The sequence below is a fragment of the Enterobacter sp. NFIX59 genome (genome assembly GCF_900113755.1).
GTDB lineage: Bacteria > Pseudomonadota > Gammaproteobacteria > Enterobacterales > Enterobacteriaceae > Enterobacter > Enterobacter pseudoroggenkampii.
This window is the reverse complement of record NZ_FOQN01000004.1, coordinates 232,443-245,935: the sequence shown is the minus strand read 5'-3', so window position 1 is coordinate 245,935 and position 13,493 is coordinate 232,443. Positions and strand designations below refer to the sequence as shown.

General features: G+C 55.8%; 13 protein-coding genes. 5 read left to right on the top strand and 8 right to left on the bottom strand.

Going from position 1 to position 13,493, the window contains the following annotated elements; genetic code table 11:
- Positions 1 to 179: 179 nt before the first annotated feature.
- On the top strand, positions 180 to 980 hold the full coding sequence (locus tag BM007_RS15555) for a mannosyl-3-phosphoglycerate phosphatase-related protein (protein ID WP_061714845.1): 801 nt from the start codon (positions 180 to 182) through the stop codon (positions 978 to 980).
- On the opposite strand, the gene dgcQ is transcribed toward BM007_RS15555, so the two are convergent.
- The 3 genes from dgcQ to BM007_RS15540 form a co-directional block, all read right to left on the bottom strand.
- Entirely contained in the window at positions 977 to 2,665 is a 1,689-nt protein-coding gene (gene dgcQ, locus BM007_RS15550) for a cellulose biosynthesis regulator diguanylate cyclase DgcQ (RefSeq protein WP_090419719.1), read from the bottom strand. The genes BM007_RS15555 and dgcQ overlap by 4 nt on opposite strands.
- Before the next feature lie 73 nt (positions 2,666 to 2,738).
- Positions 2,739 to 2,921 (bottom strand): YodC family protein, encoded by a 183-nt coding sequence (locus BM007_RS15545; protein WP_023618677.1) that lies wholly within the window; start codon positions 2,919 to 2,921, stop codon positions 2,739 to 2,741.
- Positions 2,922 to 2,999: 78 nt separating this feature from the next.
- The gene (locus BM007_RS15540; RefSeq protein WP_032646386.1) at positions 3,000 to 3,911 is read right to left on the bottom strand and encodes a DUF808 domain-containing protein; all 912 of its coding nucleotides are present in this window, start codon (positions 3,909 to 3,911) and stop codon (positions 3,000 to 3,002) included.
- A 178-nt stretch (positions 3,912 to 4,089) separates the two neighbouring features.
- Here BM007_RS15540 and yedA point away from each other — a divergent pair, with 178 nt between their 5' ends.
- Positions 4,090 to 5,004: a drug/metabolite exporter YedA gene (gene yedA / locus BM007_RS15535; protein ID WP_090419716.1), complete on the top strand. Its 915-nt coding sequence runs from the start codon at positions 4,090 to 4,092 to the stop codon at positions 5,002 to 5,004.
- On the opposite strand, the gene BM007_RS15530 is transcribed toward yedA, so the two are convergent.
- The 3 genes from BM007_RS15530 to BM007_RS15520 all read right to left on the bottom strand — a co-directional run bounded on the left by BM007_RS15530 (position 4,976) and on the right by BM007_RS15520 (position 7,626).
- Positions 4,976 to 5,467 carry a very short patch repair endonuclease gene (locus BM007_RS15530; protein ID WP_090419713.1) on the bottom strand — a complete coding sequence of 164 codons (492 nt, stop codon included), beginning with the start codon at positions 5,465 to 5,467 and terminating at the stop codon, positions 4,976 to 4,978. The two genes, yedA and BM007_RS15530, sit on opposite strands and share 29 nt — an antisense overlap.
- The gene (locus BM007_RS15525; protein WP_090419712.1) at positions 5,448 to 6,863 is read right to left on the bottom strand and encodes a DNA cytosine methyltransferase; all 1,416 of its coding nucleotides are present in this window, start codon (positions 6,861 to 6,863) and stop codon (positions 5,448 to 5,450) included. Before BM007_RS15525 ends, BM007_RS15530 begins: the two co-directional genes overlap by 20 nt.
- A gap of 61 nt (positions 6,864 to 6,924) precedes the next feature.
- Positions 6,925 to 7,626: a phosphohydrolase gene (locus BM007_RS15520; protein WP_090419710.1), complete on the bottom strand. Its 702-nt coding sequence runs from the start codon at positions 7,624 to 7,626 to the stop codon at positions 6,925 to 6,927.
- 284 nt (positions 7,627 to 7,910) lie between these two features.
- On the opposite strand from BM007_RS15520, the gene ompC reads away from it, so the two are divergent.
- Positions 7,911 to 9,053: a porin OmpC gene (gene ompC, locus BM007_RS15515; protein WP_090419707.1), complete on the top strand. Its 1,143-nt coding sequence runs from the start codon at positions 7,911 to 7,913 to the stop codon at positions 9,051 to 9,053.
- 55 nt (positions 9,054 to 9,108) lie between these two features.
- Here the strand turns inward: ompC and BM007_RS15510 are convergent, their stop codons facing one another.
- Positions 9,109 to 9,972 (bottom strand): N-acetylmuramic acid 6-phosphate etherase, encoded by an 864-nt coding sequence (locus BM007_RS15510; protein ID WP_090419704.1) that lies wholly within the window; start codon positions 9,970 to 9,972, stop codon positions 9,109 to 9,111.
- Positions 9,973 to 10,136: 164 nt separating this feature from the next.
- Between BM007_RS15510 and BM007_RS15505 the strand changes: the two genes are divergently transcribed.
- The gene (locus BM007_RS15505; protein WP_090419701.1) at positions 10,137 to 11,753 is read left to right on the top strand and encodes a sensor histidine kinase; all 1,617 of its coding nucleotides are present in this window, start codon (positions 10,137 to 10,139) and stop codon (positions 11,751 to 11,753) included.
- Positions 11,750 to 12,469: a two-component system response regulator DcuR gene (dcuR, locus tag BM007_RS15500; RefSeq protein WP_023336197.1), complete on the top strand. Its 720-nt coding sequence runs from the start codon at positions 11,750 to 11,752 to the stop codon at positions 12,467 to 12,469. Before BM007_RS15505 ends, dcuR begins: the two co-directional genes overlap by 4 nt.
- Here the strand turns inward: dcuR and BM007_RS15495 are convergent.
- Positions 12,450 to 13,412: an FAD:protein FMN transferase gene (locus BM007_RS15495; protein WP_090419698.1), complete on the bottom strand. Its 963-nt coding sequence runs from the start codon at positions 13,410 to 13,412 to the stop codon at positions 12,450 to 12,452. The genes dcuR and BM007_RS15495 overlap by 20 nt on opposite strands.
- Positions 13,413 to 13,493 lie beyond the last annotated feature (81 nt).

Genomic DNA, 13,493 nt, shown 5'->3' with positions numbered 1-13,493 from the left:
TCTGACAAGCATATATTCTTATGATGAATATAATATTTTTAACATAATGCTTTTTGTTATGAGCAATAACATACGCCGAATGCGGGTTTGCCAGGGACTGTTCCCATTTCTCCTGTTAACACCTCGGTCATTTTTTAGGAATTTTCTTAGAGCGCAACGCAGCTATCACGGGAGTCACTATGCCTTCACTGCGGGATACCTTGCTGATTTTTTCTGACCTGGATGGCTCGTTGCTGGATATTCATACCTATGAGTGGCAGCCCGCAATGCCCTGGCTGGACAGGCTACTGGATAATCAGATACCGGTCATTCTCTGCAGCAGCAAGACCGCGGCAGAGATGCTGGATATCCAGCAGGATCTGGGTCTGGAAGGCCTGCCTTTTATTGCCGAGAACGGCGCGGTAATTCAGCCTGACGTGCGTTGGGAGAAGGTTCAGCGCCAGATCAGGGGGATGACGCACCGGGATATTCGCCCGCGGGTCGAACACATTCGCCTGCAGACGGGCTTTAAGTTCACCACCTTTGACGACGTGGACGATCGCGTTATTAGCGAGTGGACCGGACTGACGCGCTACCGTTCGGCGCTTGCCCGCAAGCATGAAGCATCCGTCACGCTCATCTGGCGCGATACCGACGAGAAACTGGTTCAGTTTGAAGAGCAGCTGGCGCACAGCGGTCTGAAATGCCTGCAGGGAGCGCGCTTCTGGCATATTCTGGACGGCCGCTGCGGTAAGGACGTGGCGGTTAACTGGCTGATTGCGCAGTACCGCGAGCAGGAAGAGATCGAACCCACCACGCTGGGGCTCGGCGACGGCCCTAATGATGCACCGTTGCTCGACAGCGTTGACTTCGCGGTGGTCATCAAGGGTATTAACCGCCAGGGCATCACGCTACGGGACGATAACCCCGGGCGGGTTTATCACACCCGGCAGCCCGGCCCCGCGGGCTGGCAGGAGGGACTGGATCACTTCCTGTCCTAATCCCGCCAGACGACCCGATTACGGCCGCACTGTTTGGCCTGATACAGCCGGGCATCCGCCACGGACTGCAGCTGTTCAAACTCGTAGTTACCCGCTTCATCCGCGCTGCTGACCCCCAGCGATGCGCTGATGCGCAGAGTCGTGCTCTTCTTCACCAGGATCTCCTTGCTGTCGATCCGGCAGCGAATGCGCTCGGCGACGCCTCTCGCCTCTTCCAGACCGATCCCCGGCAGGACAACGCAAAACTCTTCCCCGCCTACACGCCCTGCCACATCATTTTTGCGTAGCGCGCTGGCAATCAGTCCTGCTGTATGCGATAGCACCTTATCACCGGCCTGATGGCCGAAACGGTCGTTGATGTTCTTAAAATGGTCGAGATCGATCTGAATCACCGAGAACGGCAGCGACTGCTGGCGACAGGTTTCCGCCAGCAATTTTGCGCGATCGAACAGCGCGCCGCGGTTATTCAGCCGGGTAAGCGGATCATGCCAGGCCTGCCACTGGAGCGAGTGCTGAAGCGTGTACATGTTACTCACCATCCGACGGATCACCAGCCACGAGATCAACAGCATGGCGGTAAAGAGCGCCCACAGCAGCGCCAGAACAATACTGATGCTGCCGAAGTCGTCCTGCACTCCTTCGTGCAGGGTGTGGATCCGCAGGACAACGCCATCGAAGTGATCGAGCCGCTCCCAGCTAACGAAACGGCTTCCGAGGCGGATCCCGCCGCCGGTAGCGTGCTCAATCGCCTGCGCAATCTGCGCCGTTTCGCGTTCGTCAAAATGGTTAACCACGTTTTCCGCGTGGGCTGAGGTGGCAATCATATTGAGCCGGGTATCGTACAGCTGATACTCCCCCTCCGTTCGATCTTCCGTCGCATCGGCCAGCAGACGCTGCATCGTGTTCAACGTAAAATCCATCGCCACGACGCCATACCAGTAATGATCGAAATAGATGGGAACGCTGGCGGTGATCGTACGTTCATCATTGGTCCAGGATGAAGGGGTAGAGATAAACCAGCGCACCGCGCGAGTGCGATTGTTCCGTTCCGACTGCTGGGTAAACCAGGACTGCGTGACCAGATGATAATAGCGGGAGGTGATATCACCCGCCTGGTCAGGTGTATCCGTGGAAACGAAAAATCCGGCGCGGGACACGTAGATCACGCGCGCTTCCGTTTGCGCTCTCGATGACGCCAGCCTGAGCAGATACCCCACTTCGAGCGCGGCAGAAATTTCGTGGCTGAGGCGCTCGGCGTCACGATTCAGAAGCGTGGTTTTTTCGACGAACGCGTCCGAAACGCCATTAATGGGAAGGGTGCGTTTTTTATCAACGGCAAGCTGCCAGGTGGGGAGCGTGCGGACGGTCTTAAAGCGTGACACGGCGTTCTGTAATGCATCAAATGCCAGCGGCGTCTGGATTGCATCACGCATGCCCTGACGGAACAACAGCATCCTGTCCACGCTGTTCTGTAACTGCCTGTCCAGCGAACTGGCCACCGTATCCAGATGGTTGCGCTGGCTGGAGATATACGCCTCTTCGAGGACCACCACCTCACGCCAGGTCAGAAGCGTGGAAAACACCAAAACGACCAGAAAACAGAGATTAACAATCAACCCCGGATTGCTACGCTTATGCAGCCACTGCAAAAATGATTGTCTTACAACAAAGGTATCGCGCTGCACACACACTCCATGATGACGGCCTTACACCCGGTACGTGAGATAAAAACGCCCGGCAAAGCCGGGCGTTATGTGATTAAGCCTTGTCCCGCTGGTGCTGCCCGTCCCCCGGCTGAAGCTCATCTTCACGAAATGCTTCCCGCTTGATGCTATAGCCATCGTGCCACCGACATTCCACCATTCCGCTGGAATACCCGGTGACAATCATACGTGGGCCGCCCTTCTTAGGCTTAACTTCATCACTGACCAAAAAGACCATACCTGCCTCCTGTATCAGGGTGAAACTGTTTCAATTTAGACGAGGAATGGTCTTTTTGCATCCCACAACGGGTAACAATTAGTGCGACGTGCCGCGTATTTTTTCAACCAGCTTGACCGCCGCGACCACGATAGCGCCAATGATAAAGCCCAGCACCAGATTCAGCAGCGTGGGCAGAATCGCCGCGACAACGGCACCCTGCGTCGAGGAAAAATGTTCGATAGCATGGTGCAGCGGCGCAATGCCGTGAACCACGATCCCGCCGCCCACGAGGAACATCGCCAGCGTGCCCACTACCGACAAACTCTTCATCAGCCACGGAGCCAGCACCAGCAGGCTTTTGCCGATGCCTCTTGCCACCGCGCTCGATTTCTCCTCCAGCCAGTAGCCGATATCGTCCAGCTTCACGATCAGTCCCACCAGGCCGTACACGCCTACGGTGACCAGAATGGCGATGCCGGAAAGGATAAGAACCTGATTCAGGAGCGGAGCGTCGGACACGATGCCCAGCGTAATGGCGACAATCTCCGCGGACAGGATAAAGTCGGTCCGAATGGCGCCTTTGACCTTATCGCGTTCGAAGGTTTTCGGATCCTGCGCGGCCAGCGCTTCAAGACGCTGCTGGCGCACCTCCGGCGTATCGCTCTGCTTGCGCGCGCTAAAGGAGTGCAGAACCTTCTCAACGCCCTCGAAGCAGAGAAATGCCCCGCCAATCATCAGTAACGGCGTGATGGCCCAGGGAATGAATGCGCTGATCAGCAGCGCCAGCGGGACCAGAATCACCTTATTCAGGAAGGAGCCTTTTGCTACGCCCCACACCACCGGCAGTTCACGGTTTGCCCTTACCCCACTCACCTGCTGGGCGTTAAGCGATAAATCATCTCCCAGCACGCCTGCGGTTTTCTTCGCCGCCAGTTTTCCCATCACTGAAATGTCATCCAGTAAGGTGGCAATATCATCCAGCAATGTTAATAAGCTACTTCCTGCCAAAATCTTAATCCTTCATTTTTTGGTAATTAAGTGAATAGTATGGAGCAAAAGCGCCAACCCGGAAACAGGCACCTGACGTCAACAAAAAATTCACATCCGCTACACAATTAAAGGGCTCGCCAGCGCGATAGTTTTCGCGTTTACTATCAGCGAACTTTTTATTTCGTCGTGAGGGATTATGCGTTTCCGGCAACTGCTACCGCTCATCGGGGCACTCTTTTCGCTGTACATCATCTGGGGTTCAACCTACTTTGTCATTCGCATCGGCGTGGAAAGCTGGCCGCCGCTGATGATGGCGGGCATTCGCTTCCTCTCGGCGGGCATCCTGCTGCTGGCCTTCCTGCTGCTGCGCGGGCATAAGCTTCCCCCGCTGCGCCCGATGCTGAACGCCGCCCTGATCGGCCTGCTGCTGCTGGCGGTGGGTAACGGGTTTGTGACGATTGCCGAGCACCAGAAGGTCCCGTCCGGGATCGCCGCCGTGGTCGTTGCCACCGTACCGCTGTTTACCCTCTGCTTTAGCCGCCTTTTCGGCATCCGCACCCGCAAGCTGGAATGGCTGGGGATTGGCATTGGCCTGGCCGGCATTGTTCTGCTCAACAGCGGCGGCAACCTGAGCGGGAATCCGTGGGGGGCGGTGATTATCCTGATTGGCTCGATGAGCTGGGCGTTTGGTTCCGTCTACGGTTCGCGTATCGAACTGCCAACCGGCATGATGGCAGGCGCGATAGAGATGCTCGCCGCGGGGATTGTCCTGCTGCTGGCCTCCGCGCTGACGGGAGAAAAGCTGACCGCACTGCCGGACCTGTCGGGCTTTCTCGCGGTAGGGTATCTGGCGCTGTTTGGCTCTATCATCGCCATTAATGCCTATATGTTCCTGATCCGCAACGTCTCCCCGGCTGTCGCCACCAGCTACGCCTACGTCAACCCGGTCGTGGCCGTACTGCTCGGGACAGGACTGGGGGGAGAAACGCTCTCACCTGTGGAATGGATTGCTCTTGGGATCATTGTGTTTGCCGTCGTGCTGGTCACGCTGGGCAAATACTTGCTGCCGGCAAAACCGGTGGTCACCCCTTGCGAGGTTGAGAAACCGTAAGCAGGTGAATGCCCTGCGTGTCGATCTGCGCGGTCTGGCCGCCGCCGCAGATCCACTCTTCCAGCCGTTCGCTCAGGTCGGCATCGTTCAGCTTTAATCTGCCTCTCAGCGCACACTCCCAGACGATCAGCACCCGCCAGCCCTGCGTAATCAGCGTGGTCAGATCCCGCCTGTCGCGCTCGACGTTCTTGCCAATCTTATCCAGCCAGAAATCAGTGCGCGTCGCGGGGACTTTAAACAGGTAGCAGTCGTGGTGGTGCCAGAAACAGCCGTGGGTAAAGATGATGCACTGCCAGGCGTCGATGACGAAATCCGGCCGTCCCGCAAGCGCGGGATCCTGCACGCGGAAATCAAACCCCGCCTGCGTCAGTAGCCCGGCCAGTCGCTTTTCGATGGCGGTGTCACGCGTGCCGATGGCACGCATGTTTTTGCTGCGCGTCGCCTTATCGTGAACATCCGTCATTGACGGCCTCACCCTGACGGAACGCCACCGCCTGTCTGATGCGCGAGGCCAGCAGTTTGGCCACAGCGGCGAACGCGGGAACCACCACCGAATTACCAAACTGGCGGTACGCCTGGGTATCCGAGACCGGAATGCGGAAGCGATAACCCTGCGGCGTTTCAAAGCCCATCAGCCGGGCGCATTCGCGGGGCGTTAAGCGTCGCGGACGGTGACGCTGATTATGCGGATCGTCAAAATCTTTTTCACCCAGCGCCTTGTCCCACCCTCTGTCGATCAGGATTTCCGCGCCGTCTTTGTAGTAGCGAGCAGACAGCGTGCGGGTCACGCTGTGCGGATCGTTCGGGTTTACCATCCCAAAACCGAAGCCGTTACCCTTTGCCTGATGTTTCTTGGCATAGCGGTAGAGGTATTTCCACAGCACCGGGGTGAGGATAAATTTCGCGTCAACGACGGGTTCCAGCAGGTCGGCCACGGTAGGACGCCGCTCGGGATACAAAGACGGGATATCCCGCAGGGTAAAATCCCCCTTGAGATTGAGATCGCGGCGGAAACCCACCAGCACGATACGTTCGCGATGCTGGGGCAGGAAATGTTTCCCATCAATGATTTTGGGATCGTCCGCGCCCATGTCCTGTGAATCGGCCACGTCATAACCCAGCTCATCCAGCGTTTGCATGATAATGCGGAAGGTTTTCCCGCCGTCGTGGCTTTTTAAGTTTTTGACGTTTTCCAGTACAAAAATGGCCGGACGACGGGCGTCAATGATGCGCGCCACGTCAAAAAACAGCGTTCCCTGGGTATCGCAGGCGAAACCGTGGGCGCGTCCAAGCGCATTCTTTTTAGAGACGCCAGCCAGCGAGAAAGGCTGACACGGGAAGCCAGCCAGCAGCACATCATGCGCCGGGATCGTCTGACGAATGTGTTCGGCGGCCTGTTCATCGCTCACCCCGCTTTTATGGCTCAGGGTCACATCGCGGATATCTGCGTTGAAATGATGCTCGTGCGGATCGCAGTACCAGTTGGCCTTGTAGGTACGCACGGCGTGTTTGTTCCACTCGCTGGTAAACACGCACTGGCCGCCGATGGCTTCAAAACCGTGCCGAATGCCGCCGATACCGGCAAACAGATCGATAAAGCGGAAGGCATAGTTCGGGTGCGCGGCAGAAGGACGCGGAAGCAGGTTTTGCAGATAACGAAATTCGCCTTCGCTCAGGCGACGCCCTGCGCGGTCGCTGGTCAGCAGACGTTTAAGGATCGCCGGGCTCCAGTGGCTCTCGCCGTGCGCCACCAGCAGACTGGCCAGCGTTTTAGCATCATAGATATCCAACAGCTGACGCAGTAAGGCCTGCACCGTTGCCGTTGATTTCTCAGCCTGCGCGGGCGCGGGCTCTGTCACTGATCGATTTTCCTGCATTCTTTTAACCGGAGAATAAAGACTGGGAACAGATTACCACAGTTCAGTTGCGCAAACTGCGACGGAAGCGGTTCAACACCTGGCTATCCAGCCCGAGGCAGTCGCCGTGTAATTCGGCGCTGAGTTTCGCCATAAACTGGATCAGGAAATCGGCATTGTGCCGTGCCAGTTCGCGGCCCATTTCCGTTTGCATTGTATCAGGCAATCTCAGCAGCTTGGTCTGAAAATGGTCGAGGGCAAACGCACGGTCGTCGAGGGGACGCGCATCGGCAAAGGGATCGTCGGCGTCAAAAAGCGGCACGCCCAGCGCGCCCGATATGGCAAAGACGCGCGCCAGGCCGATAGCGCCTAACGCTTCCAGCCGATCAGCATCCTGCACAATTTTGGCTTCCATACTCTGCGGCGCAATCCCGGCGCTGAAGCTGTGTGCCTCAATCGCGTGCGCAACGGCGGCAGCGTGCTCTGGCGGAAAGTCCGGGAAGTCGCGGCGCAGAATGTCACCCGTCTTGCGTGCTGCCAGCTCTGATGACCGGCTGCGTTCGGGATGGTTTTTCGGCAGGCTGACAATATCGTGAAAATAGCATGCGGTCAGGATCACCAGCGGCTCCACCGTGTGGTGAACCATGATTTTTTGCGCCGTCATCCAGACCCGTCGAAAATGCGAAATGTCATGTGCGGTATCGTCGGTGCTGTGGTTTTCCTCGAGCCAGCGCTCAAATCTGTGCTGCCACCGGGCAAGTTCCATCGTCATGTCCTGTTTGTTCAATGAGAATGAAATATAAAATAGCTGAATTAAAACAATTTAAAAATAGAATTTCGAAATACTTAATAATAATTACACCATATAAATTCAATGAATTAATTCACTTGAATAATAAAGAGATCAATAGAAATATTTAGCAATATTTCATCGAATTTAATTACATTTATTTTTGAAACTAAATAACATCTTCTGGAATAGTATCGACCCTGTAATTACGGAGAGTGATTACATATATTCATATAAATTATCTTTTAAGGGAATATATAATGAAAAGAAAAGTTCTGGCAATTCTGGTACCCGCGTTATTAATGGCAGGCGCAGCAAATGCGGCTGAGATGTACAACAAAAACGGCAACAAAGTTGACCTGTACGGCAAAGTCGATGCGCGTCACACCTTCTCTGACCACGCTGGCGACGACGGCGACGAAACCTATGTGCAGATTGGTTTCAAAGGCGAAACCCAGATCGCTAACGACCTGATCGGTTACGGCCAGTGGGAATACAAAACCTACGCTAACGATACCGAAGGCGCGGGTGACAAATCCTTTAACCGTCTGGCATACGCTGGCCTGAAATATGGCGAATACGGTTCATTTGATTATGGCCGTAATTACGGCGTCGTGTACGACGTTGAAGCCTGGACTGATATGCTGCCTGTATTTGGCGGTGATTCTTACACCTGGACCGATAACTTTATGAACGGTCGTGCTAACGGTCTGGCAACCTACCGTAACCAGGATTTCTTCGGTCTGGTTGAGGGGCTGAATTTCGCGCTGCAGTATCAGGGCGCGAACGAAGGCCAGGATGCAACAGAAGATCAGGAAGGCACGAAAAACGGTCATAAAGACGTACGCTTCCAGAACGGCGACGGCTTCGGCATGTCTACCTCTTATGACTTCTCTGGCGATCTCACCGGTCTGAGCCTGGGTGCGGCGTACTCGTCTTCTGATCGTACCAACAAGCAGGTTGGATACGGTAAAAGCTATGAAAGCATCGGTTATGCGGGTGGCGAAAAAGCTGAAGCCTGGACCGTTGGCGCAAAATACGATGCTAACAGCGTCTACCTGGCAATGATGTATGCTGAAACCAGCAACATGACGCCAATCGGTAACTTTGGTATCGCCAACCAGACTCAGAACTTTGAAGCGGTTGCTCAGTACCAGTTCGACTTCGGTCTGCGCCCTTCCCTGGCGTGGGTCTACTCAAAAGGTAAGGACCTGGACGGTAAAGGATTCAATCAGGATCTGGTTAACTACATCGACCTGGGCATGACCTACAGCTTCAACAAAAACTTCTCCACCTATGTTGATTACAAAATCAACCTGCTAGATAACGACGAAGCGCTGTATGACGCATACGGTATTTCCACCGACGACATCGTTGGCGTAGGCATGACCTACCAGTTCTAATCTCCAAAAATATCAAAGGCCGCAATTGCGGCCTTTTTTATATCTTCACTTTATATTACGGCGCTTCCTGCAGCGCCACGCGGATAAACCCGTTATTCTGCGCCAGCAGTTCATGGGCTTTCCATGCATCCAGCCCTGTCAGCACCATCAATACCGCCGTTTTACAGTGATGGTTACACCTCTCCAGCGCCGCTTTTGCCTCCGCCCGGGAGCATCCCCCCGCTTCCATCACAATGGCGATTTGGCGTTCAGCCCATTTGGTACTGCTTGCCTCAAGATCCACCCGCAGGTTGCTGTAAACGCGCCCGGTCCGAACGGCCAGCCCGGTAGCGATCATCGAGAGGATCATTTTCTGCGCAATCCCCGCTTTGGTGTTGAGATAGCCTGCCACCACCTCGGCCCCCAGTTCGGGAGCAATAACCATACTCGCCAGCTGCGCGGCTTCACTTTGCGCATCACCGGTAATAACGGCGACCGGCGCCCCCAGCGACCATGCATGGCGCATTGCCCCCCACACCCACGGTGTTTTTCCGCTGACGGTCACGGCCAGCATCATATCGTGTTCACCAAACTTAATGGCCTGCAAATCGGCAACGCCATTCTCGTAGCTCCCTTCCCCCTCTTGTGCCGTAACGGCCACCACCGGGGTTTTGCCCGGCGCATAATCATCGGCAACCTGTTGCGCAATGCGCCCTGACGGCCCAGCGCCAACGATGACCAGTCGACCGCCGTGGCTGAGCGTCGCAGCGGCGTTGTCCACCACGCGGGCGAGAGTAGGTAAACAGGGGGTAATCGCAGCAGAAATGAGTGCATCATCCTGGTGAATGACTTTCAGCATGTCCAGCGTGGACAATCTATCAATATTCATCGTGCTGGCGTGCCGTCTTTCCTTGACCGAACCGGTAAGCATAATGCTCATAAACAGCCTCCTTATTATGAGTACCCACACACTATAAAGTGTTTTATATAGATGACCTGCGAGGAGGGTCACGAAAAGAGGACCAAATCCACGCCTTTACACGGCTTTAAGAAAAGCGCGTCATCGGCGATAATTACCCCTTTCTTAATCCTCGCGGAGTGTTGATGAGCGATTTGCAGCCTTTCCTTTCGACGCGCAAGCGCCCCATGAAACTGAACACGCTGGTCACGTTGATGGTGTGCGCGATTATTGCCTCTGTGCTGCTGGTGGTTTTTGCGCTCTACTCCGTACAAATCACCCGGGCGACCCGCGATGATGTTAAAGACACTGCGCTCGGCATTGCCCGCACCCTCGCCGACAGCCCCGAGATACAGCGCGGCCTGATGCAGGCACCGCAGGAGAATATTATTCAGCCCATCGCCCAGGCGGTGACAAAACGAAACGATCTGCTGTTCACCGTGGTCACCGATATGCGCGGGATCCGCTATTCACACCCGAACGAGGCGCTGCTGGGGCTGCATTTTATCGGCGATGATTTAACCCCCGCGCTGGAAGGCAAAGAGAACGTATCGGTTAACCGGGGCGCGCTCGCCGAAGCGCTACGCGTTTTTACGCCCGTCTACGACGGCCAGCACGAGCAGATCGGCGTGGTGGTGGTCGGTATCTCCCTGAATAAGGTTGAAGAGCAGATTGCCCGCGGGCGGCTAAACGCCGTCTGGACCATTTTATTCAGTATTTTTATGAGCTCCATGGCAATTTGGGGCCTGGTGCGGGTCCTGAAACGCATCCTGTTCGGACTCGAACCTTACGAAATTTCCGCCCTGTTCGAACAGCGTCAGGCAATGCTGCAGTCGCTTCGGGAGGGGGTGCTGGCCGTCGATATTCACGGACGGGTGACGATGATCAACCAGACTGCCAGAGAAATATTGCTTCTCCCCTCCGGCAAGCAGACCGAAAACGCCAGCGCGCCCCTGCTGGCCAGCCTGCGTGAAGTCTCGAAGACGGGCGTCCCACGCCAGGATCAGGAGATCAGCTGTAACGGGCGTCTGTTGCTGTGCAATATGGTGCCCGTTAAAAGTCAGGATCGGGTGATCGGCGCCATCACTACCTTCCGTGATAAAACGGAAATCAGCCAGCTGATGCAGCGTATTGATGGCATGGTCAACTACGTCGACGCCCTGCGCAGCCATACGCACGAGTTTATGAATAAACTGCATGTGATCCTGGGCCTTCTGCACATGAAGCGCTACGACAAGCTGGAAGAGTACATCATTCAGACGGCACAAAATTACCAGACGGATATCGGTACGATACAGAGCAAGGTAAAATCCCCGGTTATCGCCGGGTTCCTGCTGGGTAAAATCAACCGGGCGAAAGAAGCGGGCGTCACCCTGACGCTGGCAGATGAATGCCAGATACCGGATACCGCGAGTGAAGAACAGGTCGCGGTGCTGATCACCGCGCTGGGTAACCTCATTGAAAACGCGCTTGACGCGATGGAAGGACAGCAGGAAGGTGAGATCGGCCTGCTGCTGCATTATCAGAATGGCTGGCTAAGCTGTGAAGTCAGCGACGATGGCCCCGGCATTGATCCCGCTCAGCTGGAGTCTATTTTTACCAAGGGCTTCTCAACAAAAGGTGAAAACCGCGGCGTTGGGCTGTTCCTTGCTCGCCAGCAAATCCAGAACCTCGGCGGCGATATCACCGTCGAGTCTGAGCCAGGCGTATTTACCCAATTTTTTGTTCACATCCCCTGGGATAGCGAGAGGAATATCGCGTGATAAATGTATTAATTGTCGATGATGACGCCATGGTAGCCGACCTCAACCGTCTGTATGTCAACCGTGTTGAAGGTTTTAGCTGCTGCGGCGTCGCCTCCACGCTAAACCAGGCCGAGGCCATCATTAATAACCCCGGACAGCCTGTCGATCTGGTGCTGCTGGATGTCTATATGCAGCAGGATAACGGTCTGGATTTGCTGCCCGTTATTCGCGCATCCGGTCGCCCAATCGATGTGATTATGATCTCGTCCGCTGCCGACGCCGCCACGATCCAGACCTCCATTCATTACGGCGTGGTGGATTATCTGATCAAGCCGTTCCAGTTCCCCCGCTTTGAAGAGGCGCTGAACGGCTGGAAGGCAAAGCACAATCTGATGGGTTCGCACCAGTATTATGAGCAGGCCGACGTCGACCGGCTGATCCACGGCGGGGCGCCGGAACTGGCCGACAGTAAAAAGCTGCCGAAGGGGTTAACGCCGCAAACGCTGCGCACGATTTGCCAGTGGATTGACGCTCACCCGGAGACGGAGTTTTCTACCGATGACCTGGCAAACGCCGTCAATATTTCCCGCGTGTCCTGCCGTAAATACCTGATTTGGCTCGCGCAAATCAATATTCTGTTCACCAGCATTCATTACGGCGCCACCGGCCGGCCGGTGTATCGCTACCGTCTCCAGCCGGAGCAAACCGGCCTGCTCAAGCAATACTGTCAGTAACGCGGTAGTCGTTATCCAGCAGGGTAAAGCGGAAGTGGTGCATCGAGGAGATCACCACTTCTTTTTTTTTGGTCACAAAGATTGCTTCAATATCGGGTCGCGCGCGCAGGGCAGCACAGCCCTTCTCCACACCCATGCCGTACATCAGCGTGGTCCAGATATCACCGTCGATGGAGTCTTTCGAAATAATCGTCACGCTGTCCAGTTCGTTGTCCAGCGGATAGCCGGTGCGCGGATCGAGAATGTGGTGATAGCGCTTGCCGTTTTGTTCGAAGTAGCGCTCATACGTTCCCGACGTCACGACGGACAGGTTCTCTACGGTCATCGTGCCGATCAGCGCGTCACCGGCGAACGGTTTTTTCAGCCCCACGCCCCAGCCCCCCTCCGGCGAGCCTAACGTCTGGATGTTTCCGCCAAGGTTGATCAGCCCCAGCTCAGCCCCCTCTTTACGAAGGTAATCACGCACCCTGTCGGCGATATAGCCTTTGGCGATGGCCCCCAGATCGATCTCCATCCCCGCCCGGGTCAGAAACACGCTGCTGCTGGCCTCATCAAGGAGAACATCCTCTGGGCGGGTCATCGCCAGCAGCGACGCGATTTCATCGGCAGGCGGAACGCTGTCCCCCTGAAAACCAATCTTCCAGCGCTTCACCAGCGGACCGATCGCCAGATTAAAGGCGCTGTCCTTGAGCAGGCTTGCCGCTTTTGCACAGCGGATCAGCTCAAACACCGGTCGGCTGACGGTAACCGGATGCTGGCCGGCCGCATGGTTGATATCCATCACCTGCGAGTGCGCGCGGTTAACGGTAAGCAGGTCTTCGTACTGTTTGATCAGGCGAAACACGCGGGACGCGAGGGCTTCGTCATGGGAGAAGAGCTTCAGGAGGATGGGTGAGCCCATCAGGACGGCGGAGTAGCTGTAAACGCGATGGCTATCAGGCATGGTATGAGTCCTCAGATGTAGCCCCGGCAAGCACCGCGCCGCCGGGGAAAATGCCGGATAGCGCTGCACGCATCCGGCCTA

What these genes read in the sequence shown, in the direction of transcription:
- BM007_RS15555 (WP_061714845.1), top strand. Translation starts at nt 180, where the DNA reads ATGCCTTCACTGCGGGATACCTTGCTGATTTTTTCTGACCTGGATGGC.
- BM007_RS15545 (WP_023618677.1), bottom strand. Translation starts at nt 2,921, where the DNA reads ATGGTCTTTTTGGTCAGTGATGAAGTTAAGCCTAAGAAGGGCGGCCCA.
- yedA (WP_090419716.1), top strand. Translation starts at nt 4,090, where the DNA reads ATGCGTTTCCGGCAACTGCTACCGCTCATCGGGGCACTCTTTTCGCTG.
- BM007_RS15530 (WP_090419713.1), bottom strand. Translation starts at nt 5,467, where the DNA reads ATGACGGATGTTCACGATAAGGCGACGCGCAGCAAAAACATGCGTGCC.
- BM007_RS15520 (WP_090419710.1), bottom strand. Translation starts at nt 7,626, where the DNA reads ATGGAACTTGCCCGGTGGCAGCACAGATTTGAGCGCTGGCTCGAGGAA.
- ompC (WP_090419707.1), top strand. Translation starts at nt 7,911, where the DNA reads ATGAAAAGAAAAGTTCTGGCAATTCTGGTACCCGCGTTATTAATGGCA.
- BM007_RS15510 (WP_090419704.1), bottom strand. Translation starts at nt 9,972, where the DNA reads ATGAGCATTATGCTTACCGGTTCGGTCAAGGAAAGACGGCACGCCAGC.
- BM007_RS15505 (WP_090419701.1), top strand. Translation starts at nt 10,137, where the DNA reads ATGAGCGATTTGCAGCCTTTCCTTTCGACGCGCAAGCGCCCCATGAAA.
- BM007_RS15495 (WP_090419698.1), bottom strand. Translation starts at nt 13,412, where the DNA reads ATGCCTGATAGCCATCGCGTTTACAGCTACTCCGCCGTCCTGATGGGC.